A 20,712-nucleotide genomic window follows, 5' to 3' on the forward strand; every position below is an offset into this window, starting at 1 on the left:
ACTCGAAGGAAGGGCCCCACGCTTTCGAGCGTGGGGCCCTTCCGCATTTCTGCAGAGATACAAGGTAGAGACTGATGGTCGTGACTTCTTCCGTGCCGCCCGGCCTCGGCGCCGGCTTCGACAGTGAACTGGGACTGCAATATCTGGAGGTGACCCCGGACGGCGGCCGCGCGCAGCTGACCATCACCGACAAGGTGAAGCAGCCGTGGGGAATCGTGCACGGCGGTGTGTACTGCGCCATCGTGGAGAGCCTGGCCAGTGTGTCCGGCCACGTGTGGCTCGCCGAGCACGGCGGCGGCACCGTCGTCGGCGTGAACAACAACACCGACTTCCTGCGTGCCATCAAATCCGGCACGGTGACGGCGGTTTCGACGCCGATTCACCGCGGCCGCCGCCAACAACTGTGGCTCATCACGATCAGCGACGAGGACGGAAAAACTGTCGCACGCGGTCAGGTTCGGTTGCAGAACATCGCCGAATGACGCGCAGCGCTGCTGATTTCCGCCGGGCGTGGCAGGATCGTTCGTTATGCGTTTGACGCCGCATGAACAAGAACGGCTGCTGATCTCCTATGCCGCCGACCTCGCACGCCGTCGGCAGGACCGCGGGCTGAAACTGAACCATCCCGAGGCCGTCGCGTTGATCACCGACCACATCCTCGAAGGCGCCCGCGACGGCCGCACCGTGGCGGAGTTGATGGTCAGCGGCCGTGCGGTACTGAGCCGCGAGCAGGTCATGGACGGGATCCCGGAGATGCTCTACGACGTCCAGGTCGAGGCGACCTTTCCGGACGGCACCAAACTCGTCACCGTCCACCACCCGATTCCGTGAGGCAGCGATGACGATCATTCCGGGTGAGTACCTGTTCGGTGACGGCGAGATCGAACTGAACTCCGGTGCCACACGTCTGACGTTGATGGTGGTCAACGCCGGTGACCGCCCGGTCCAGGTCGGCAGCCATGTGCATCTGCCGCAGGCGAACTCGGCGCTGGACTTCGACCGGGCCGCCGCGCACGGCCACCGGCTCGACATTCCGGCGGGCACCGCCGTGCGCTTCGAACCCGGTATCGCCCAGACGGTTTCGCTGGTCCCGCTGAGCGGCACCCGCGAGGTGTACGGGCTGTCCCTCAACCCGCCCGGACGGTTGGACTCGTGATGAGCGACTGCGCGAGGAAGCGGTTGGACTCGTGATGAGCGACTGCGCGAGGAAGCGGTTGGACTCGTGATGAGCGACTGCGCGAGGAAGCGGTTGGACTCGTGATGAGCGCTTGCGCGAAGAACAGATTGGATACGCCCTAGTGAGCTCGCTGTCCCGCGACCGTTACGCCGCCCTGTTCGGTCCCACCACCGGTGACCGGATCCGGTTGGCCGATACCGATCTGGTCGTCGAGATCACCGAGGACCGCAGCGGCGGACCCGGACTGGCCGGTGACGAGGCGGTCTTCGGTGGCGGCAAGGTGCTGCGCGAATCGATGGGCCAGGCCCGGGCGACCCGCGCCGACGGCGCACCGGACACCGTCATCACCGGTGCGGTGATCATCGATTACTGGGGAATCATCAAGGCCGACATCGGCATCCGGGACGGCCGTATCGTCGCCATCGGCAAGGCCGGCAATCCCGACATCATGTCCGGCGTGCACCCCGATCTGGTGGTCGGCCCGTCGACCGAGATCATCGCCGGTAACGGACGCATCGTCACCGCGGGCGCCATCGACTGTCACGTGCACCTGATCTGCCCGCAGATCATGGAAGAGGCGCTCGGCGGCGGCATCACCACGATCATCGCCGGCGGTACCGGCCCGGCCGAGGGCAGCAAGGCCACCACGGTCACCCCCGGAGCCTGGCACCTGGCCCGCATGCTGGAGGCCGTCGATCACTGGCCGCTGAACGTGCTGCTGCTGGGCAAAGGAAATACGGTCAATACCGACGCTTTGTGGGAGCAATTGCGGGGCGGTGCAGGTGGTTTCAAACTGCACGAGGACTGGGGCACCACCCCGGCGGCCATCGATGCCTGCCTCACCGTCTCCGATGCCGCCGGTGTCCAGGCCAATATCCACACCGACACGCTCAACGAGATGGCCTTCGTCGAGGACACCCTGGCCGCCATCAAGGGCCGCTCGATCCACGCGTATCACACCGAGGGCGCCGGGGGCGGCCACGCACCGGACATCATCACCGTCGCGTCATACCCGAATGTGTTGCCCAGCTCCACGAATCCGACCCGGCCGCACACCGTCAATACCCTCGACGAGCATCTCGACATGCTCATGGTGTGTCACCACCTCAACCCGAGCATCCCCGAAGATCTGGCGTTCGCGGAAAGCCGCATCCGGCCCTCGACCATCGCCGCCGAGGACCTGCTGCACGATATCGGCGCCATCTCGATGATCGGCAGTGATGCCCAGGCGATGGGCCGCATCGGCGAGGTGGTGATGCGGACCTGGCAGACCGCCCATGTGATGAAGCAGCGCCGGGGAGCACTGGACGGTGACGGTCGAGCCGACAACAATCGTGCCCGCCGCTACGTCGCCAAGTACACGATCTGCCCCGCCGTCGCGCATGGCCTCGATGACGAGATCGGTTCGGTCGAGGTCGGCAAGCTCGCCGACCTGGTGCTGTGGGAACCGGCCTTCTTCGGGGTACGCCCACACGCGGTGGTCAAGGGCGGCATGATCGCCTGGGCGGCGATGGGTGACGCCAACGCCTCCATCCCGACCCCGCAGCCGGTGTTGCCGCGCCCGATGTTCGGCGCAGCCCCGGCCGCCGCCGCGGCTACCTCGGTGCACTTCGTCGCGCCCGCGGCAATCGAGGACGGGCTGGCCGACCGGCTCGATATCCGGCGAAAGCTGTTGGCGGTCAAGAATGTTCGGCAGATCGGTAAGGCCGATATGCCGCTCAATGACGCCATGCCGCGCATCGAGGTCGACCCCGACACTTTCACCGTGCGTATCGACGGTGACGTGTGGGCCGAGCAGCCGGCCACCGAACTGCCGATGGCGCAGAGATATTTTCTGTTCTAGCCATTCATGTCCACGATGTCTTCTCTGGCAACACTTCTCACGCTCGCGGATTCACGTCTGCCGACCGGCGGGCACGTGCACTCCGGCGGCATCGAGGAGGCGATCACCAGCGGACGGGTGATCGATCTGGGGACGCTGCGCGCCTATCTGACCCGGAGGATCCGCACCCAGGGTCTGGTCAGTGCATCGCTGGCCGCCGCGGTGCACGCCGGCACGCTGACGGTCGAGGCGGCCGACGCGGAAACCGATGCCCGCACACCCTCACCCGCTGCCCGGGCGGCCTCGCGCGCGCAGGGCCGGGGCCTGGCGCGACTGGCCCGCCGGGTCTGGCCGGACTTCGGGGCGAGCGCAGCGACGGGGGAATCAACCGGCTGGGCGGGGCTCGGCACCAAACCGCATCTGGCGGTGGTGGCCGGCGTGGTGGGCATCGCAGGCGCGGTCACGCCCGAGCACACCGCGCTGTCGCTGGTCTACACCACCATGACCGGGACGGCGACGGCCGCCCAGCGGCTGCTGGCCCTGGACCCCGCCGATGTCGCGGTGCTGACCTTCGAACTGGCCGAACTGTGTGAACAGACGGCCGCCGCGGCGGTCACCGAGATCGCCGACCTGTCCGATCCGCTGCTCGACGTGCTGGCCGAAGATCACGCCGCCCGCGAGCGCCCACTCTTCTCCTCCTGACCACGAAAGGACGGCCATGCCACCACATCTGATCGACGGCGAACCGCACACCCACCACCACGACCGCCCCAAGCGGGTGCGGCAGCCTGGCGAGCCGCTGCGCATCGGGATCGGCGGGCCGGTCGGCTCGGGCAAGACCGCGTTGACCGCCGCGCTGTGCCGGCAACTGCGCGATGAACTCTCGTTGGCGGTGTTGACCAACGACATCTACACCACCGAGGATGCCGACTTCCTGCGCCGCCACGCCGTGCTGCCCGACGAACGCATCACCGCGGTGCAGACCGGTGGCTGCCCGCACACCGCGATCCGCGACGACATCACCGCCAACCTGGACGCCATCGACGATCTGATCGCGGCCAACCCGAAGTTGGATCTCATCCTGGTCGAGTCCGGCGGCGACAACCTGACCGCGACGTTTTCCTCGGGCCTGATCGACGTGCAGATTTTCGTCATCGACGTGGCCGGCGGGGACAAGGTGCCGCGTAAGGGCGGGCCCGGGGTCACGTTCTCGGATCTGTTGGTGATCAACAAGACCGACCTGGCACCGATGGTCGGTGCCGACCTCGACGTCATGCGCCGGGACTCGACCACGGTGCGCGGCGAGCGACCGTTCGTGCTGATCTCGCTCACCGAGGACCCGGCCGCGGGCCCGGTGTTGCAGTGGGTGCGCGAGCAACTCGCGGTGCCCGTTTCGGGCTAGGGAGATGCGAACGGAGGTTCTTCTGGTGGCGCGCGCGGACCGTTCACCACATGTTGAGTGCACCGGCGGCATCACGGCACGACGCACCGCGGCCGATACCGTGCATCTGCTGTCGGCGGTGGCGACCCCGCTGGGCGGGGATGACATCGTCGTACGGATCGTCGTGGAGCCCGGTGCCACGCTGCGGGTGCGCTCGGTGGCGGCCTCGGTGGCGTTGCCGAGCGCGACGACCATCGAATCATGCAGTCGCTGGGACCTGGAGGTGCACGGCGAGCTGGATGTCGATGCGCAACCCACCCTGATCGCCGCCAGCTCCCGTCATCTGGCCACCACCACACTGCGGCTCGGCGCCGACGCCCGCACCCGGGTGCGGGAGCGGGTCCAGATCGGTAGGGCCTGGGAGCGCGAGGGCTACTGGACGGGCCTGCTGCACGCCGATGTCGCGGGTACGCCGCTGTTGCGGCACCGCGTCGAGTTGGGCACCGGTTCGGTGGCCGACGACCGGATCGCCGCCCCGCGTGCCTGCATCAGCGAATTGCGGTATCCCGATACCGATTTCGACTGTGCAGGCACGCTACTGCCGCTCGCCGCCGGCGGAGCGTTGGCGACCTGGCAGGGGGAGCGGCTCTAGCTCGCGGCTTTCTCGCCGGACTTCGCCGAGGCTGCGATCTCCTGCAGTTCCTCGATTCTGGTGCGGGCGTAGGCCTGCTGCTCGGTGATGGTCAGCTGACCACGCTGACGGCTCAGGAAGGTCACCGCCCAGGACAGCAGGGTGGCGATCTTGGTCTTGAAGCCGACCAGATAGATCAGGTGCAGCCCCAGCCAGGCGAGCCAGGCGAAGAAACCGCTGAACTCGAACTTGTTCTTGTCGCCGAGCGGGATCTGGGCGACCGCGTTCCACTTCGAGACGGTGGCCATCGAGCCCTTGTCGAAGTACTTGAACGGCACCCGCGGCTTGGGCTTGGTGCCGTGTGCCCGCGCGGCGGTCTCGTTCTTGACGATCGCGGCGACGTACTTGCCGCCCTGGATCGCGCCCTGGGCCATGCCCGGCACGCCGGGCACAAACGCCATATCGCCGACCACAAAGACGTTCGGGTGCCCGGGGATCGACAGGTCGGGGTTCACGACAACGCGGCCCGCCCGGTCGATCTCGGTCTCGGACTGGGCGGCCAGATCCTTGCCCAGCGGGCTGGCCGCGACCCCGGCCGACCAGACCTTGCTCGCCGATTCGATACGCCGGATCGAACCGTCCTTCTCCTTGACGGTGAGACCGTTGCGGTCGACGTCGGTGACCATGGCGTTCAGCTGGATCTCGACACCCATCTTCTCCAGGCGCTCCTTGGCCCGCAGGCCGAGCTTCTCACCCATCGGCGGCAGCACGGCGGGTGCGGCGTCGAGCAGGATGACATGCGCCTCGGTGGGGTCGATGTGGCGGAAGCTGCCCTTGAGCGTCTGGTCGGACAGCTCCTGGATCTGGCCGGCCATCTCGACACCGGTGGGGCCTGCGCCGATGACCACGAACGTCAGCAGCTTCTTGCGGCGCTCGGGATCGCTGGAGCGCTCGGCCTGCTCGAAGGCGCCGAGGATCCGGCCGCGCAGCTCGAGGGCGTCGTCGATGGTCTTCATGCCAGGCGCCCACTCCGCGAAGTGGTCGTTGCCGAAGTACGACTGTCCGGCGCCGGCGGCCAGGATCAGCGTGTCGTACGGGGTGGCGTAGTCATGTCCGAGCAGTTCGGAGTGCACCACCTGGTTGGCCAGGTCGACATGGGTGACATCACCGAGCAGCACCTGGGCGTTGCGCTGCTTGCGCAGGATCAGCCGGGTGGGCGGGGCGATCTCGCCCTCGGAGATGATGCCGGTCGCCACCTGGTACAGCAGGGGCTGGAACAGGTGATGGGTGGTGCGCGCGATCAACTTGACGTCGACATCGGTGCGCTTGAGCGCCTGTGCGGCGTTCAGCCCACCGAAACCCGAGCCGATGATGACGACCTTGTGCCGATCCGACGCCGTAGCTCCGGGGTGGCTCATTTCTGCTCCTAGAGAAGTACTTTGTTAATACAACTCTAGGGTAGTCGGTGGCCATCCCACCAGCGCGGTGAGATGGCGCACCGAACCCAAATGTTCATCGCTGCGACGGATCAGCCCTGCAGAACCGGGGCGAGCGCCTCGCCGACCGCGGCCACCCCGCCCGGGGTGTAGCCCCCGACGGTGAACGCGCTGAGGATGACACCGTCGACGCCGGCGTCGTAGACCTTTTCCTTGAGCTGTTCGGCGACCTGCTCGGGGGTGCCGTAGGCAGCCCGCTGCTTGAAGTCGTCGGGCACCATATCGGCGGTGTACTGCTCGCCGATCAGGGCGACGACGAGCATGCTGGTCTCCAGCGTCGCGGGATCACGGTCGATCTTCTCGCACGCCTCCTTGACGACCGCGACCTTGCGCTCCAGCTCGTCGAAGCCGGCGATGATGTTGAGATGGTCGAAGTGCCGTGCGGCCAACGGGATGGTCTTCTTCTCGCCGCTGCCACCGATCATCAGCGGAATGTGTTCGCGGAAGCGGGGATTGGCGAACGCTTCCTGGGTTTTGTAGTAGGTGCCGTCGACCGTGACGCGGTCACCCTTGAGCATCGGCAGGATGATTTCCAGCGCCTCGTCGAGCTTTTTGAACCGATCGGTGAAGGTGCCGAACTCGTAGCCGAGGCTGTTGTGCTCCAGCTCGAACCAGCCGGTGCCGATGCCCAGGATCGCGCGGCCCTGGCTGATCACGTCCAGGGTGGTGATCTCCTTGGCCAGCAGGGTCGGGTTGCGGTAGGTGTTACCGGTCACCAGGGTGCCCAGTTGCACCTTCTCGGTGGCGGTGGCCAGCGCGCCGAGCGCGGTGTACGCCTCGAGCATCGGCTCCTCGGGCGCGCCGATACCGGGCAGCTGGTAGAGGTGATCCATCACGAAGACGGAGTCGAATCCGGCCTGCTCGGCCTCGCGGGCCTGCGCGATGACTGTCGGGAACAGTTCCGAGACGTCGGTGCCGTAGGAGAAGTTGGGGATCTGGAGTCCAAGTCGAATCGCCATGGGACTCACGTAACCACAACTAACCGGAGTCGTGACCCCGGTTTCGCGTCCGGCGAAGCCGGGAATAAATCCGGCTCAGCCGAAGCTGGCCAGCGCCCCCTGGCTCACGTGCAGTGTTTCCCCGGTGATGTGGCGCGCCGACGGGGTGGCGAGAAACAGCGCCAGTCGGGTGATCTCGTCGGCCGTCGAACTCGGGGCGGAGCCGGCGCCGTTGTAGCCGGGCTCGGCGCCGCGGCCGGCTGCGACGGTGTTGATGGTGATCCCGCGGATCCCGAAGTGCGCGGCCTGGCCGGCGGTCCAGTTGCTCAGTGTGGCCTTGATCGCGGCGTCGGCGCTGCCATCGGCGGGGTTTTCGGCGACGACATTGATGATGGACCCGCCCGAGCTCAGCTGGTCACCGAGCACCGAGACGGTCAGCACCGCCGAGAGCACCGTGGTGTCCAGGGCATGGCGCCAGGCGGCGGCCCGGTCGGACAGCGAGTGGGTGCGCGGATCGCCGGCGTCCCAGCGGGCGGCGGGCACGTTGACGATGCCGTCGAGATGCTGGGGGAGCAGGCTGCGGGCGGCCTCCAGGCCGGCCGGGTCGATGTTGTCGATGACGACATGGTCGACGTCGAGTTCCTTGGCGGCGACCTCCAGGTCGGCGCGGCGGGCGCCGGCGATGACCACGCTGTGGCCGGCATCGCGGAAACCGCCTGCGATATGGCGACCGAGGTCGGTGTCGCCACCGGTGAGCAGCACGTGCATCGAATCTCCTTGGCTCAGCGCTGAGACAGCGAACGTGTCGATGTTACTGGACAGTAGCTAGCCCGCGAAATCCGACGCGCCCATCGGGTGGGTGGGATGGCGGGATTCGGTAACGGATGGTGCGCCCGGGGCGAAAGGGGAGTGAGACCCGCCGCGGCCGCATCGCTCGCCGTCGGCGGGCCCCGTCGTGGGCTGAGATGGACAGCAATATCAGTTGTACTGCCCTGCATGGCAATTCGTCGAGTTCAGCAATCTCTCAGCGAAACACTATTAGAGCAACTCACACTTGCGTCACGGCCGTAACACGGTAGTTTCTTCACCATGGATCAGTCGGACGTGAATCCCTCACACCGCAAACGGCTCGCTGCGGGCCTGGCGACAGCCGCCGCGGCGGCGGCCCTGACGTTGCCCGTCGCGGTGTCGCATGCGGAGCCGGTTCCGCCGCCTCCGCCGCCCGCTCCGGCCGATCCCGCCGCCCCGCCGGCCCCGGCCCCGCCGGTTGATCCCGCTGCTCCGCCCGCGGTGCCGCCGCCGGTCGCGCCGCCCACGCCGCTGCCCCCTGGTGTCCCGCCGCCTCCCGTCGATCCGAACGCGCCGCCGGTGGATCCGAATGCACCGCCACCGCCGCCCGCGCCCGAGCCCGGGCGGGTCGACAACGCCGCCGGCGGCTTCAGCTACGTGGTGCCCGAAGGTTGGAAGGTCGCCGACGCCACCCAGCTGTCCTACGGCCAGGCACTGCTGACCAAGATCCCGCCGGCCGGTACCGAGCAACCGCCGAACGACACCAGCGTGCTGCTCGGCCGCCTCGACCTGAAGCTGTTCGCCGGGTCCGAGGCCGACAACGCCAAGGCCGCAACCCGACTGGCCTCGGATATGGGTGAGTTCTTCATGCCCTTCCCGGGGACCCGCCTCGGCCAGGAGTCCACTCCGCTGACCGCCGGTGATTTCACCGGTAGCGCGTCGTACTACGAGGTCAAGTTCACCGACGCCAACAAGCCGACCGGGCAGATCTGGTCGGGTGTCGTCGGCGAACCGGTCGCGGCCGGGACTCGCGGTCAGCGCCTGCCCGCCCGCTGGTTCGTGGTGTGGCTGGGCACGGCCAACAACCCGGTGGACAAGGCGGCCGCGGTCGATCTGGCCCAGTCCATCCGCCCGTGGACCCCGCCGCCTCCACCTCCGCCGCCTGACCCCAACGCACCTCCGCCGCCGCCGGACCCGAACGCCCCGCCGCCCGATCCGAACGCGCCGCCGCCGCGGCCTGCGGTCGGCGTGCCGGTGCCGGTCGACCCGGCCACCGCGCCCGGGATGCTGCCGCCCGCCTGACGGTCGTCGTCGCGCCGAGAGTGACGCATTGGCGGCTCTCGGCGTCCGGCGAGCAGCCCTACCGTCGCTCTCGTCGAGGCGGATCCGACGGATCGCGATCGTGCCCCTTTCGTGGGCACGATCGTGACCTGAAACGTGTAAGCCTGAAGTAGGGCTTGTCAGCCGTGTCAGGTCCGGGAAAGGTACCAGGGAGGAACTGTCATGGGTCAGATCATTGGAACCATAATCTTCGGCGCTGTCATCGGCGTGCTGGCACGTTTGGTCATCCCGGGTAAGCAGGCGATCGGTTGGGTCATCACTGTTGTGCTCGGTGTCGCTGGGGCGCTCATCGGCTACTGGGTATGGGGGATGATCGCCAGTGACGGCAACGCCAATACATCCGGTATCGACTGGATCCGATGGGCGATCAGCATCGCAGCGGCCGCCGTTCTCACGCTCGGCTACACCGCTGCTACCAAGAAGTAGTAGATGTTGGATCCCATAGCGGCGCAACAGTTTCTAGCCTTCTCGCCGCCTACCGCGGTGGGCTGGATAACCTACATCATCATCGGCGGTATTGCTGGCTGGCTGGCGGGCAAGTTCGTCAAGGGCGGTGGGCAAGGCATCTTGCTGAACATTGTCGTCGGTGTGATCGGCGGCTTTCTTGGCGGATTCCTGCTGGAGCGGCTCGGTGTCGATGTGATCGAGGGCCGCCGATGGTTCACCTTCTTCACCTCATTGCTGGGTGCGGCGTTGCTGCTGTGGGTCGTCGGTTTGGTTAAACGGAGGTCGTGAGCACCAGCGGCTCACCGTCGGTGACCGCGATGGTGTGCTCGCTGTGTGCGGTGCGCGAGCCGTCCGCCGAGCGGATGGTCCACCCGTCGGGGTCGTAGACGATCCGGTCGGTGCCCGCGGCGAACCAGGGTTCCAAGGCCAGCGTCAGCCCGGGCCGCAGCTTGAGCCCGCGCCCGGCGCGTCCGGTGTTGGGCACGTGCGGGTCCTCGTGCATGGTGCGGCCCAGGCCGTGTCCGCCGAACTCGGTGTTGACTGGATAGCCGTACTCGGCGGCGGCCGCGCCGATGGCCGCGGAGATGTCACCGAGACGGCGGCCCGGCAGCGCGGTCGCGATCGCGGCGGCCAATGCCCGTTCGGTCGCCTCGATGAGCCGCTGATCGGCTGCGCGCGGTGTGCCGACGATGATGCTGCGGGCCGAGTCGGCGACCCAGCCGTCGATCGACACCGCGATGTCCATGGTCAGCAGATCACCGTCACCGAGCACATAGTCGTGCGGCAGGCCGTGCAGCACCGCGTCGTTCACCGACAGGCAGATGACATTGCGGAACGGTCCCCGCCCGAACGACGGCGCGTAGTCCCAGTAGCAGGATTGCGCCCCGCGCGCGGCGATCAGGTCGCGGGCCCGGTGCTCCAGATCGAGCAGGTTCACCCCCGGGCGGGCCCGCCCGGCCAGGTCCTCGAGCAGTTCGGCGATGAAGGCGCCGGTCACACGCATCGCCTTGATCTCCTGTGCCGTCTTCAGTTCCACCATGCCGTCGTGCCTCGCTCTGTTGACGTTCTCGGTATGAAAATACCGGTGTGCAGAACTCACCCTAACCGAGGCGTCGGTATTTTCATACCGGAAGCGCTAGGCTGGCCGCATGGTGCGACTGCCGCTGACCGCTGAACAACTCGCCGCCGGGAAGCGACTCGGCGAAGTACTCCGGCACGCCCGCGGGGAGCGGACATTGGCGGCGGTGGCGCAGGCGGCCGGGATCTCACCGGAGACCCTGCGCAAGATCGAGACCGGCCGGCTGGCCACGCCGGCCTTCACCACAGTTGCGGCGCTGGCGCGGGTGTTGCCGCTATCGCTCGACGAGTTGGCCGATATCTGCCTGTTCCCGGTCGACCTCGAACACGCCGGCTGATCAGGTCGAGGCGTGCCACACCAGGGCGGCCGCCAGGGCGCCCATGCCGTTGAGTGACCAGTGCAGCGCGATCGGCGCGATCAGGCTGCCGCTACGTCGACGTAGCCAGGTGAAGACGAAACCGGCCGCGCCGGTGACGATCACGGCGCCCACGACACCGGCCACCATGCCGAACACGCCCCCGCCCAGGATGCGGGTGAACCCGACATTGCCACTGGTCAGGCCGAACGAACTGACAATGTGCCAGAGGCCGAACAGCAGCGACCCGGCCGCGGCGACACCCCGGAAACCCCAGGCGCGATCCATCGCCCCGTGCAGCACCCCGCGGAACACGATCTCCTCGGGGATGACGGTCTGCAGCGGGATGATCACCATCGAGGCGATGAGCGCGCCGGACAGCGTTGCGTAGTGGTTGTTCATGAACATCGGTCGGGTCCACGGCATCAGCGCACCGATGGCGATCACCGCCAGCACGATGCCGACCGCGGCCGCGGCGTATCCGGCGCCGGAGCGCCACTGCTCGCGACCCAGGCCCAGTTCCGACCAGCACAACCCGCGGGAGCGCACCAGGATCACCAATCCGACGGCGGCGGCCGGCACGATGGCCACGTTCGCCCACGGGGTGGTGAAATGTGCGATCAGATTGGTGGCGACCAGCACGACGACCACGATCGCGACATCGACGTAGACGCGGAAGTGATGCAACGCCGCCAGCTGCCCAACCAGCGGGTGGGCAGGCAATTCGATCGGTGTGGCCACCGCGCCGGCGTCAGACATCGTCTGCAAGTGTACGTGTCGCGGTTGTCTACCTAAGTTAGCGAACTGACAGGCTATGGTGTCGAGAGTGCGGAGGATGACACGGTGACCGACGAGCAGCAGTTACTGGCCGGCGTGCGAGTGCTCGACCTCGCGGGTGTCGATGGCGCCGCGGTCACCCGGCTGGTCGCCGACCTGGGTGCCGATGTACTCAAGATCTCGCTGCCCGGCGACGACGCCGAGAGTCGGTCGGCGCCCCTGGCCGGCGGCACCAGCGTGCCGTACGCCCTGAACAACGCCAACAAGCGGCATGCCACGTTGGATCCCGCGGTCGCCGCCGACCGGACCCGATTCGACGAGCTGGTTGCCGGTGCCGACATCCTGGTCGGCGGCGGACCGGTGACCGATGGCTTCGGCACATCGTGTGTGGAGCTGGCCGACCGGCATGCCGAGCTGGTGGCGATCTCGATCACCGACTTCGGCACCGACGGCCCGTACCGGTCCTGGCGGGGCACCGACGCCGTGTTCTACGCGATGTCCACCGCGCTGTCGCGGTCCGGCCCGGCCACCGGGACACCGGTGCTGCCACCGATCGGTATCGCCTCGGCGACCGCCGCTGCGCAGGCCGCCTGGGCGGTGCTGGCGGCCTACTACCACCGGCTGCGCCACGGTGGCGGCGACTACATCGACTTCTCCCGGTTCGAGGCGGTGGTGCAGGCGCTCGACCCGCCGTTCGGTTCGCAGGGGCAGGCCGCCTCCGGTCTCAAACGCTCCAGCAGCTGGCGGGGTCGCCCGCGCAATCAACAGATCTACCCGACGTTCCGATGCCGCGACGGATATGTGCGGATCTGTCTGCTCTCGGCGCGCCAGTGGCGGGGGATGCGGGCCTGGCTGGGCGAACCCGAAGAGTTCAGCTCACCGGAATTCGAATCAATCGGTGCACGATTCGCCGCCTCCAAGCAGCTCAACGCCGCCATCGCCGACCTGTTCGCGCCCGAGACGATGGCCGATCTGGTGGCCCAGGGCCAGCTCCGCGGGGTGCCGATCGCCGCGGTGCAGACACCGGCCGAGGCGCTGGCCTCCGATCATTTCCGCGCTGTCGGCGCCCTGGCTCCGCTACCGGTCGCCGAGGGTGGCACCGTCACCGTGCCGGTCGGCCCGTTCGTCGTCGACGGACAGCACCGCGGGCTGCGCACCACGGCGGTGGCCACGGAGACACCCGACTGGCTCGGCCCGCCCAACCAGGTGGGCCGGCCACGCAAGAACGGCCGCCGACCGTTCGACGGGTTACGCATCCTGGACCTGGGTGTGATCGTCGCCGGCGGCGAACTCGGCCGGCTGTTCGCCGACCTGGGTGCCCGGGTGGTCAAGGTGGAGAGCGCGGCCTACCCTGACGGGCTGCGTCAGACGGCGCCGGGTCAGGCGATGAGCTCGTCCTGGGCGCTGACGCACCGCAACGAGCTGAGCTTCGGGGTGGATCTGCGCTCCGGAGAGGGTGCCGAGATCTTCGGAAAACTGGTCGGCCGCACCGATGCGGTGTTCGCCAATTTCAAGCCGGGAACACTTGCCGCACTGGGCTATTCCTTCGAGAAGTTGCAGCAGCTCAACTCCACCGTGGTGCTGGCCGAGAGCAGTGCCTACGGCGACACCGGGCCGTGGAGCGACCGGATGGGCTATGGGCCGCTGGTGCGGGCCACCACCGGGGTGACCCGGCTGTGGCGCGGAGTCGGCCCGCAGGCCGACCAATTCTTCGATGCGACCACGATTTTTCCCGACCATGTCGCGGCCAGGATCACCGCGATCGCGACACTGGCCGCACTGATCCGGCGCGAAACCACTGCGGTCGGTGCACATGTGCACATCTCGCAGGCCGAGGTCGCGGTCAACCAACTCGCCACGGCCTATGTCGCCGAGGCCGCCGCCCAATCCGGCCTGCCGCTCACCCCCGACCCGGCCGTGCACGCGGTGTGCCCCTGCGCCGGTGAGGACGAATGGTGCGTCATCTCGGTACGCGATCACGCCGACCGAGCCGCGCTGGCGGCGCTCATCGGCACCGATCTGCCCGCCGGCGGCGCGGCGCTGTCCGCCATCCTCGGGGCGTACACCAGCGGTCGGGACAAGCATGTCGTCACCGAGGAGCTGCAGGCCGCCGGTATCCCGGCCGGCCCGATGAACCGGCCGGCCGATGTACTCGACGACGTCCAGCTGCAATTCCGCTCGCTCTACAGCGATCTGGAGCATCCGTTGTTCGAGGATCCGATGCCCAGCGAGACCAGGCCGGCGCCATATCGGCGGATCCCACGCGGCGAACTGCGGCCCGCGCCGCTGGCCGGTGAGCACACCCGCGACATCTGCCAGAAGGCCCTGGAGATGGATGTCACCGAGATCGACCGACTCATCGCCGACGGAGTGATCTTCGTCAGCCCCGACGCTGGGAGTGCACCGTGAGTACCGCATCCGTGTTCATCGACGGCGAGTTCCGGACCGCCGCCGCATCGACGCCCGTCATCGAGGCGGCCACCGAACAGCAACTCGGGCTCGGTTCTGCGGCAACCGAATCCGAGGTGGATGCGGCCGTCGCGGCCGCACGGTCGGCGCTGCCGGGCTGGCAGGGGACACCGGCGGCCGAACGTGCCGCCGCGCTGCGCCGGTTCGCCGACGCACTGGCCGAGCGCGGTACCGACACCCAGGTGCTGTGCTCGCGGGAGAACGGTATGCCGACGCGACTGTCCAAGGGCGCCAACGGCATCTACCCGGCACTGCTGCTGCGCTACTACGCCGACCTGATCGAGAGCGGTGCCGACGAGGAGATCCGCCCCGCGGCGATCGGACACACCATCGTGCGCCGGGAGGCCGTCGGAGTGGTTGCGGCGATCACCCCGTGGAACTATCCGCAGGCGCTGGCCGCCATGAAGATCGCCCCGGCGTTGGCCGCCGGGTGCACGATGGTGCTCAAGGCCGCGCCCGAAACCGCCTTGGACGCACTGGTGTTCGCCGAGGCCGCGCAGGCTGCGGGGCTGCCTGCGGGTGTCCTCAACGTGCTGGCCGGTGGGCCGGATGCCGGCGCGCATCTGGTATCGCACCCGGGTGTGGACAAGGTGGCCTTCACCGGGTCGACCACCGCCGGGCGGGCCATCGCGCAGGTGTGCGGCGGGCTGCTGCGCCCGGTCACCCTGGAACTCGGTGGCAAATCGGCGGCGATCATCCTCGACGACGCCGATCTGGACGCCACCGTCAAGGGACTGCGCTCGGCCTCTTTCGTCAACAACGGGCAGACCTGTCACCTGAGTTCGCGGATCCTGGCGCCCCGGTCACGGTATGCCGAGGTGGTCGACGCGCTGGCCGCCCTGGCCGACGGTCTGGTGGTGGGTGACCCGCTGCAGAAGTCCACCGATATCGGTCCGCTGGTCAGCCGGCGTCAGCAGCAGCGGGTGCTGGAATACATCGATATCGGTCGCGCCGAGGCCAAACTCGTTGCCGGCGGCTCGGTTCCGGCCGACCAGTCGCAGGGCTGGTTCGTCGCGCCGACCGTCTTCGCCGATGTCGACAACTCGGCACGCATCGCCCAGGAGGAGATCTTCGGCCCGGTTCTTGCGGTGATCTCCTACGACAGCGATCAGGAGGCGATCGATATCGCCAACGACAGCGAATACGGGCTGGGCGGCACTGTGTGGTCACCGGATGTCGAGCGGGCCACCGGCATTGCCCGCGCGGTGCGTACCGGCAGCATCGGCGTCAACCAGTATCAGTTGGATGTCAACGCGCCGTTCGGCGGGGTGAAGGCCAGCGGCCTGGGGCGTGAACTCGGCCCCGAGGGCCTGGCCGCCTATCAGGTGCTCAAGTCGATCTACCGGGTCGGCTCGCCCGCCTGACCCGGCCACCCCCCCCCATTTGGCGAGCGTGCGTGTCTGCGGCCGACACGCCCCGTCGATCCAGAAGTTTCCGCACGCTCGGTGGAGAGGAATGCAGTGACAATCGATCCCAGGACCCCGGTACTGGTCGGGTACGGCCAGGTCAGTCAGCGCGAAGAGAGCGCGACGACCGAGCCCGTCGACCTGATGGAGGCCGCGGCCAGGGCGGCCGCCGACCCGCGAGTGCTCGCCGCGGTCGACTCGGTACGGATCGTGAACCTGCTGTCCTGGCGGTATCGCGACCCGGGTCTGCTGCTGGCGAAACGGATCGGCGCGCCCGATTCGGCAACCCGCTACACCCCGATCGGTGGCAATGTGCCGCAGTCGCTGGTCAACCAGGCCTGCCTGGACATCCAGGCAGGCCGCAACGAGGTGGTGCTGATCAGCGGGGGCGAGACCTGGCGCAGCCGGACCCGTCTTCGTGCCCGGGGCGAGAAGCTGACCGGCACAAAACAGGACGAAACGGTGCCGCTGGCACCGGGTTCCGAGGACGAGTTCGCACTTGCGGGCCCAGGCGAGCTGCGCATCCACCTGGACCGGCCCGCGTTCGTGTACCCGATGTTCGAGCAGGCGCTGCGCATCACCGCGGGGGAGACGCCGGCCGAGCATCAGCAGCGCATCGGTGCGTTGTGGGCGCGGTTCAGCGAGGTTGCCGCGGGGAATCCGCACGCCTGGAACCAGCAGGCGTCCTCGGCCGAAGAGATCGCTCAGCCCGGGCCGGCGAACCGCATGATCAGTGCGCCCTACACCAAGCTGATGAACTCCAACAACATGGTCGACCAGGGCGCGGCACTGATCCTGATGTCGGCCGAGAAGGCTACGTACCTCCAGATTCCCACCGACCGTTGGGTTTTCCCGTACGCCGGTACCGACGCCCATGACACCTACGAGATCAGCCATCGTGCGCGTTTCGACGGTTCACCGGCCATCCGGATCGGCGGGCGGCGGGTCCTGGAGCTCGCCGGGGCCGGTCTCGACGACATCGCCATGGTTGACGTCTACTCCTGCTTCCCGTCCGCGGTACAGGTGGCGGCCAACGAACTCGGACTGGCCCTCGATGATCCGGCGCGCCCGTTGACGGTGACCGGCGGCCTGACATTTGCCGGCGGGCCGTGGAACAACTACGTGACCCATTCGATCGCCACCATGGCCGAACGACTGGCGGCGGCACCCGGTACCCGAGGGCTGATCACCGCCAACGGTGGTTACCTGACCAAGCACAGCTTCGGGGTGTACGGCACCGAACCGCCCATCGGCGAATTCCGCTGGGAGGACGTGCAAGCCGCAGTCGACGCCGAGCCGACCGTCGCCGCCGAGGTCGAGTGGGAAGGGGTCGGCACCGTCGAGACGTGGACCACCCCGTACGACCGCGAAGGTGTGCCGGAGAAGGCGTACCTCGCGGTGCGCACCCCCGGTGACACCCGGACGCTGGCGGTGCTCAACGACAAGTCCGAGGCGCTGGCCAGTGCCACCGAGGACATCGCCGGGGCGAAGGTCACCGTGCACGCCGACGGGACGGCGTCACTGGGCTGATATCGGTGTATTCGGCGCTCGGCCATATCTATAGTCCTCGATGTGGCCGAGGCATCACCTGCGGGGAGCATCGTGACCTGCGTATCGGTAGGGGCGTACGAAGGTGGGCTGAGTCGCGGCAGTGGGTACACCATCCTCGGCCATGACGTCGTCAAGCGGCAGGTGCGGGTGCGAGGTGACGGCGGTAGAACCCGGTGGTTTCCGATCTACTGCTTCGACGTGATTGCGCGGGCGCTGGCCCACCTGGAGAGTCAGGGCGTCCTGGTCGCATGTTCGCGGCGGTGCGGTAAGAGCTAAAGCAGACCCAAGGCCCTGACCGCGTCGCGCTCCTCGCGTAGTTCATAAACCGACGCGTCGATGCGAGCCCGCGAAAAGGCATTGATGTCAAGGCCTTCCACGATCTCCCAGCGGCCGTCGACTGACCGGCACGGGAACGAGCTGACCAATCCCTCGTCCACACCGTAGATTCCGGGCGAGGGCAGCGCGACCGACGTCCAGTCACCGTCGGGTGTGCCGTGCACCCAGCTGTCGACGTGATCGATGGCGCCATTGGCCGCCGATGCCGCCGAACTGGCACCGCGGGCCTCGATGATCGCGGTGCCGCGGCGCGCCACGGTGGGGATGAAATCGTCGGACAGCCAATGGGTGTCGGCGGCATAGTCGGCACCGGAGCGGCCGCCGACGACGGTGTGGAAGATATCGGGGTACTGCGTGGGGGAGTGATTGCCCCAGATGGTCATCCGGCTGATCTCGGTGACCGGAACGCGGGCATGCCGGGCCATCGCGGCGACCGCCCGGTTGTGATCCAATCGGGTCAGCGCGGTGAACCGCTCGGCCGGGATGTCCGGGGCGTGCGCCGAGGCCACCAGGGCGTTGGTGTTCGCCGGGTTGCCGACCACCAGCACCCGAACTCCCTCGGCGGCACCGGCGTTGAGTGCCTTGCCGGCGGCGGCGAAGATCTGCGCGTTGGCACCGAGCAGGTCCGCCCGCTCCATCCCCTTGGAACGGGGCCGCGCGCCGATCAGCAGTGCGACATCGACCCCATCGAAGGCACGCACCGGATCGACGTAGATCTCGGTACGCGCCAACAGCGGAAATGCCCCGTCGTCGAGTTCCATGACCACCCCCTCGGCCGCGCGCACGGCGTCGGGAAGTTCGAGAAGCCGCAGTGTGACCGAAGTCTCGTGGCCGAGCATGGCTCCGGCTGCGATGCGGAACAGTGCGGCATAACCGATGTGGCCTGCCGCGCCGGTGACGACGACGGTGACCGGCGACTTTGACGGTGACATGACGTCACCCTAACGGCTGTCAGTTAAAGAGTTCGGCCAGCGGTACTTTCGGGTCGGCGAGTTTCTCGGCATCGATCTTCTTGCCGGACCGGATGACCGCCTTGATGTCATCCAGACCTTCCCAGATGTTCACATTCATGCCGGCCAGCACCCGGTCCTTCTTGTCCAGCCAGAAGGAGGTGTATTCGCGTTTGTCGGTATCGCCGCGGAACACCACCGTGGCGTACTCGGGTGCGTGGCCGACGTACTCCATGCCCAGGTCGTACTGATCGGTGTAGAAGTACGGCAGTTCGTCGTAGACACCCGGGTTTCCCAACATGCCGGCCGCCGCGACGGCGGGCTGCTTCAGTGCGTTGGCCCAGTGCTCGGTCCGTATCCGCGAGCCGAACAGCGGATGCTGTGCCGCAACGATATCGCCGACGGCGTAGATATCGTCATCGCTGGTCTTCAACGCGGCGTCCACCGCGATACCACCGTCGGCGAGATCCAGGCCGGCCTGTTCGGCGAGCTTCAGGTTCGGTTCCGCGCCGACCGCGATCAACACCGCATCGCTGGGCACGCTGGTCTCGTCACCCAGGCGTAGACCCGCGGCCGGGCCGCCGGCGGTCGTGGTGATCCCGTCGACGGTGGCACCGAAGCGCAGATCCACCCCATGGTCGGCATGGAGCTGGGCGAAGATCTCGGCATTCTCGCGGCCGAGCGCCTTGAGCAGCGGTAGCTCGGCGCTCTCGACCACGGTCACCTCGATATCCCGAGATCGGGCGGCGGCGGCCACCTCCAGGCCGATCCAACCGGCACCAACGATCGCCAACCGTCTGCCGTGCTCCAAGGTGGACAACAGGGCGTCAGCGTCACGAACGGTGCGCAGCACGTGCACCCCGTCGGCGTCGGCGCCCGGTATCGAAAGGACGCGCGGCCGCGAACCGGTGGCCAGCAGCAACTTGTCGTAGTGCTCGTGGCGTCCGACCTCGTCGGCGGTGTTGAAACCGATATTGTGGGCGGCCGGGTCGAGCGAGGTCACCGTGGTCCCCAGCCGCAGGTCGACGTCGTGCTCGCGGTACCAATCCTCGTCGTGCACCGTGAAATCGGCCGGAGCGGCTTTGCCGAGCAGAAAGTCCTTGGACAGCGGAGGGCGCTCATAGGGGAGTTCGTCCTCGCTGCCGAACAGCACGATCGGTCCGTCGAAATCGTTGTCGCGCAACGCCTCCACAGCCTTCGCGCCTGCAAGTCCGGCGCCGACGATGACGAATGTGCGTGCGGTGCTCATAACGTGTGCTCCCTCATCTGGTGATCTGTTGGCGTAGGTCGCCGTGGAGCGACACCCGAACCGGGGATGTCTGCCACGGTGACCAATCCGAACAGCGGCACCGGGGCATGAGCCGTTCGGAGATGCCGTGCTGCCGTGCCATCAGGTTGAGGTACCCCGCGTCGGCGGTGACAAACGTCGCCGATTCAGCCCGATTTGGACGGTAGGGACTCCGCGTACTTGCGGCCGCGATCCACCCACGAGCGCAGGTTGCGCGTCACCTTCAATCCCGCGTCCTGCACCCGGATCCAGCCGCGGACGTCGCGCCCGCCCATCACCATCGGCTCGACATGGGCGCGGCTGAGCAGTTTCTCGGTGTCCTCAGCAGCCACGCGCACCATCAGCCCGCCCTGCCCGGACACGCAGACGGCCATGTTGCCGTTGATCAAGAAGGCCAGCCCGCCGAACATCCGTTTCTCGTCGGCGGTGCCGATCAGTTCGCGGACCCGCTCGGCAAGATGCTCGTCGTAGGCCATGGCG

Annotated in this window: 23 protein-coding genes; 15 read left to right on the top strand and 8 right to left on the bottom strand. The window is 67.8% G+C overall.

The genetic code is table 11. The features are described 5' to 3' along the window. Positions 1-80: 80 nt before the first annotated feature. The 7 genes from ACLBYA_RS22110 to ACLBYA_RS22140 all read left to right on the top strand — a co-directional run bounded on the left by ACLBYA_RS22110 (position 81) and on the right by ACLBYA_RS22140 (position 5,032). On the top strand, positions 81-482 hold the full coding sequence (locus ACLBYA_RS22110; RefSeq protein ID WP_447711592.1) for a PaaI family thioesterase: 402 nt from the start codon (positions 81-83) through the stop codon (positions 480-482). 46 nt (positions 483-528) lie between these two features. Further along, positions 529-831, top strand: coding sequence for an urease subunit gamma (locus tag ACLBYA_RS22115; RefSeq protein WP_447711593.1), 303 nt, complete (start codon positions 529-531; stop codon positions 829-831). 13 nt (positions 832-844) lie between these two features. Continuing rightward, positions 845-1,156, top strand: a complete 312-nt coding sequence (locus ACLBYA_RS22120) for an urease subunit beta (RefSeq protein ID WP_447711711.1) — start codon at positions 845-847, stop codon at positions 1,154-1,156. A 142-nt stretch (positions 1,157-1,298) separates the two neighbouring features. Continuing rightward, a complete protein-coding gene (locus tag ACLBYA_RS22125; RefSeq protein ID WP_447711594.1) occupies positions 1,299-3,020 on the top strand; it encodes an urease subunit alpha in 1,722 nt (573 codons plus the stop codon). Between the two features lie 15 nt (positions 3,021-3,035). Beyond that, positions 3,036-3,701, top strand: coding sequence for an urease accessory protein UreF (locus ACLBYA_RS22130; RefSeq protein WP_447711595.1), 666 nt, complete (start codon positions 3,036-3,038; stop codon positions 3,699-3,701). Between the two features lie 16 nt (positions 3,702-3,717). Next, a complete protein-coding gene (gene ureG, locus ACLBYA_RS22135) occupies positions 3,718-4,401 on the top strand; it encodes an urease accessory protein UreG (protein WP_447711596.1) in 684 nt (227 codons plus the stop codon). A 4-nt stretch (positions 4,402-4,405) separates the two neighbouring features. Then, a complete protein-coding gene (locus tag ACLBYA_RS22140; RefSeq protein ID WP_447711597.1) occupies positions 4,406-5,032 on the top strand; it encodes an urease accessory protein UreD in 627 nt (208 codons plus the stop codon). On the opposite strand, the gene ACLBYA_RS22145 is transcribed toward ACLBYA_RS22140, so the two are convergent. From ACLBYA_RS22145 to ACLBYA_RS22155, 3 genes are all read right to left on the bottom strand, one after another. Beyond that, the gene (locus tag ACLBYA_RS22145) at positions 5,029-6,429 is read right to left on the bottom strand and encodes an NAD(P)/FAD-dependent oxidoreductase (protein WP_447711598.1); all 1,401 of its coding nucleotides are present in this window, start codon (positions 6,427-6,429) and stop codon (positions 5,029-5,031) included. The genes ACLBYA_RS22140 and ACLBYA_RS22145 overlap by 4 nt on opposite strands. A gap of 110 nt (positions 6,430-6,539) precedes the next feature. After that, a complete protein-coding gene (locus ACLBYA_RS22150) occupies positions 6,540-7,466 on the bottom strand; it encodes an LLM class F420-dependent oxidoreductase (RefSeq protein ID WP_447711599.1) in 927 nt (308 codons plus the stop codon). 75 nt (positions 7,467-7,541) lie between these two features. Beyond that, positions 7,542-8,213: an SDR family oxidoreductase gene (locus ACLBYA_RS22155; protein WP_447711600.1), complete on the bottom strand. Its 672-nt coding sequence runs from the start codon at positions 8,211-8,213 to the stop codon at positions 7,542-7,544. A gap of 321 nt (positions 8,214-8,534) precedes the next feature. On the opposite strand from ACLBYA_RS22155, the gene ACLBYA_RS22160 reads away from it, so the two are divergent. The 3 genes from ACLBYA_RS22160 (at position 8,535) to ACLBYA_RS22170 (ending at position 10,310) form a co-directional block, all read left to right on the top strand. After that, positions 8,535-9,536, top strand: a complete 1,002-nt coding sequence (locus ACLBYA_RS22160) for an APA family fibronectin-binding glycoprotein (RefSeq protein ID WP_447711601.1) — start codon at positions 8,535-8,537, stop codon at positions 9,534-9,536. A gap of 201 nt (positions 9,537-9,737) precedes the next feature. Next, complete coding sequence (locus tag ACLBYA_RS22165; protein WP_447711602.1) at positions 9,738-10,001, top strand: GlsB/YeaQ/YmgE family stress response membrane protein; 264 nt, start codon at positions 9,738-9,740, stop codon at positions 9,999-10,001. Between the two features lie 6 nt (positions 10,002-10,007). Further along, a complete protein-coding gene (locus ACLBYA_RS22170; protein WP_447711712.1) occupies positions 10,008-10,310 on the top strand; it encodes a GlsB/YeaQ/YmgE family stress response membrane protein in 303 nt (100 codons plus the stop codon). Here ACLBYA_RS22170 and map read toward each other — a convergent pair. Then, a complete protein-coding gene (gene map / locus ACLBYA_RS22175) occupies positions 10,294-11,061 on the bottom strand; it encodes a type I methionyl aminopeptidase (protein ID WP_447711603.1) in 768 nt (255 codons plus the stop codon). The two genes, ACLBYA_RS22170 and map, sit on opposite strands and share 17 nt — an antisense overlap. Positions 11,062-11,170: 109 nt before the next feature. Between map and ACLBYA_RS22180 the strand changes: the two genes are divergently transcribed. Then, complete coding sequence (locus ACLBYA_RS22180) at positions 11,171-11,437, top strand: helix-turn-helix domain-containing protein (RefSeq protein ID WP_447711604.1); 267 nt, start codon at positions 11,171-11,173, stop codon at positions 11,435-11,437. On the opposite strand, the gene ACLBYA_RS22185 is transcribed toward ACLBYA_RS22180, so the two are convergent. Continuing rightward, the gene (locus ACLBYA_RS22185) at positions 11,438-12,214 is read right to left on the bottom strand and encodes a CPBP family intramembrane glutamic endopeptidase (RefSeq protein ID WP_447711605.1); all 777 of its coding nucleotides are present in this window, start codon (positions 12,212-12,214) and stop codon (positions 11,438-11,440) included. An 84-nt stretch (positions 12,215-12,298) separates the two neighbouring features. On the opposite strand from ACLBYA_RS22185, the gene ACLBYA_RS22190 reads away from it, so the two are divergent. The 4 genes from ACLBYA_RS22190 (at position 12,299) to ACLBYA_RS22205 (ending at position 17,934) form a co-directional block, all read left to right on the top strand. Further along, positions 12,299-14,641 carry a CoA transferase gene (locus ACLBYA_RS22190; protein WP_447711606.1) on the top strand — a complete coding sequence of 781 codons (2,343 nt, stop codon included), beginning with the start codon at positions 12,299-12,301 and terminating at the stop codon, positions 14,639-14,641. Continuing rightward, positions 14,638-16,065 (top strand): aldehyde dehydrogenase, encoded by a 1,428-nt coding sequence (locus ACLBYA_RS22195; protein ID WP_447711607.1) that lies wholly within the window; start codon positions 14,638-14,640, stop codon positions 16,063-16,065. The genes ACLBYA_RS22190 and ACLBYA_RS22195 overlap by 4 nt, the downstream gene beginning before the upstream one ends. Before the next feature lie 96 nt (positions 16,066-16,161). Beyond that, positions 16,162-17,637 (top strand): acetyl-CoA acetyltransferase, encoded by a 1,476-nt coding sequence (locus ACLBYA_RS22200; protein ID WP_447711608.1) that lies wholly within the window; start codon positions 16,162-16,164, stop codon positions 17,635-17,637. A 42-nt stretch (positions 17,638-17,679) separates the two neighbouring features. Next, positions 17,680-17,934 carry a hypothetical protein gene (locus ACLBYA_RS22205; RefSeq protein ID WP_447711609.1) on the top strand — a complete coding sequence of 85 codons (255 nt, stop codon included), beginning with the start codon at positions 17,680-17,682 and terminating at the stop codon, positions 17,932-17,934. Here the strand turns inward: ACLBYA_RS22205 and ACLBYA_RS22210 are convergent. The 3 genes from ACLBYA_RS22210 to ACLBYA_RS22220 form a co-directional block, all read right to left on the bottom strand. Continuing rightward, positions 17,931-18,926: a malate dehydrogenase gene (locus ACLBYA_RS22210; RefSeq protein WP_447711610.1), complete on the bottom strand. Its 996-nt coding sequence runs from the start codon at positions 18,924-18,926 to the stop codon at positions 17,931-17,933. The genes ACLBYA_RS22205 and ACLBYA_RS22210 overlap by 4 nt on opposite strands. Positions 18,927-18,945: 19 nt before the next feature. After that, positions 18,946-20,193 (bottom strand): NAD(P)/FAD-dependent oxidoreductase, encoded by a 1,248-nt coding sequence (locus ACLBYA_RS22215; RefSeq protein WP_447711611.1) that lies wholly within the window; start codon positions 20,191-20,193, stop codon positions 18,946-18,948. Positions 20,194-20,378: 185 nt separating this feature from the next. Then, positions 20,379-20,708, bottom strand: coding sequence for a TfoX/Sxy family protein (locus ACLBYA_RS22220; RefSeq protein WP_447711612.1), 330 nt, complete (start codon positions 20,706-20,708; stop codon positions 20,379-20,381). Positions 20,709-20,712: the final 4 nt, after the last annotated feature.

This window comes from Mycobacterium sp. C31M (assembly GCF_053345865.1).

What these genes read in the sequence shown, in the direction of transcription:
- ACLBYA_RS22115 (WP_447711593.1), top strand. Translation starts at nt 529, where the DNA reads ATGCGTTTGACGCCGCATGAACAAGAACGGCTGCTGATCTCCTATGCC.
- ACLBYA_RS22130 (WP_447711595.1), top strand. Translation starts at nt 3,036, where the DNA reads ATGTCTTCTCTGGCAACACTTCTCACGCTCGCGGATTCACGTCTGCCG.
- ureG (WP_447711596.1), top strand. Translation starts at nt 3,718, where the DNA reads ATGCCACCACATCTGATCGACGGCGAACCGCACACCCACCACCACGAC.
- ACLBYA_RS22140 (WP_447711597.1), top strand. Translation starts at nt 4,406, where the DNA reads ATGCGAACGGAGGTTCTTCTGGTGGCGCGCGCGGACCGTTCACCACAT.
- ACLBYA_RS22145 (WP_447711598.1), bottom strand. Translation starts at nt 6,429, where the DNA reads ATGAGCCACCCCGGAGCTACGGCGTCGGATCGGCACAAGGTCGTCATC.
- ACLBYA_RS22150 (WP_447711599.1), bottom strand. Translation starts at nt 7,466, where the DNA reads ATGGCGATTCGACTTGGACTCCAGATCCCCAACTTCTCCTACGGCACC.
- ACLBYA_RS22155 (WP_447711600.1), bottom strand. Translation starts at nt 8,213, where the DNA reads ATGCACGTGCTGCTCACCGGTGGCGACACCGACCTCGGTCGCCATATC.
- ACLBYA_RS22160 (WP_447711601.1), top strand. Translation starts at nt 8,535, where the DNA reads ATGGATCAGTCGGACGTGAATCCCTCACACCGCAAACGGCTCGCTGCG.
- ACLBYA_RS22165 (WP_447711602.1), top strand. Translation starts at nt 9,738, where the DNA reads ATGGGTCAGATCATTGGAACCATAATCTTCGGCGCTGTCATCGGCGTG.
- map (WP_447711603.1), bottom strand. Translation starts at nt 11,061, where the DNA reads ATGGTGGAACTGAAGACGGCACAGGAGATCAAGGCGATGCGTGTGACC.
- ACLBYA_RS22180 (WP_447711604.1), top strand. Translation starts at nt 11,171, where the DNA reads ATGGTGCGACTGCCGCTGACCGCTGAACAACTCGCCGCCGGGAAGCGA.
- ACLBYA_RS22185 (WP_447711605.1), bottom strand. Translation starts at nt 12,214, where the DNA reads ATGTCTGACGCCGGCGCGGTGGCCACACCGATCGAATTGCCTGCCCAC.
- ACLBYA_RS22210 (WP_447711610.1), bottom strand. Translation starts at nt 18,926, where the DNA reads ATGTCACCGTCAAAGTCGCCGGTCACCGTCGTCGTCACCGGCGCGGCA.
- ACLBYA_RS22215 (WP_447711611.1), bottom strand. Translation starts at nt 20,193, where the DNA reads ATGAGCACCGCACGCACATTCGTCATCGTCGGCGCCGGACTTGCAGGC.
- ACLBYA_RS22220 (WP_447711612.1), bottom strand. Translation starts at nt 20,708, where the DNA reads ATGGCCTACGACGAGCATCTTGCCGAGCGGGTCCGCGAACTGATCGGC.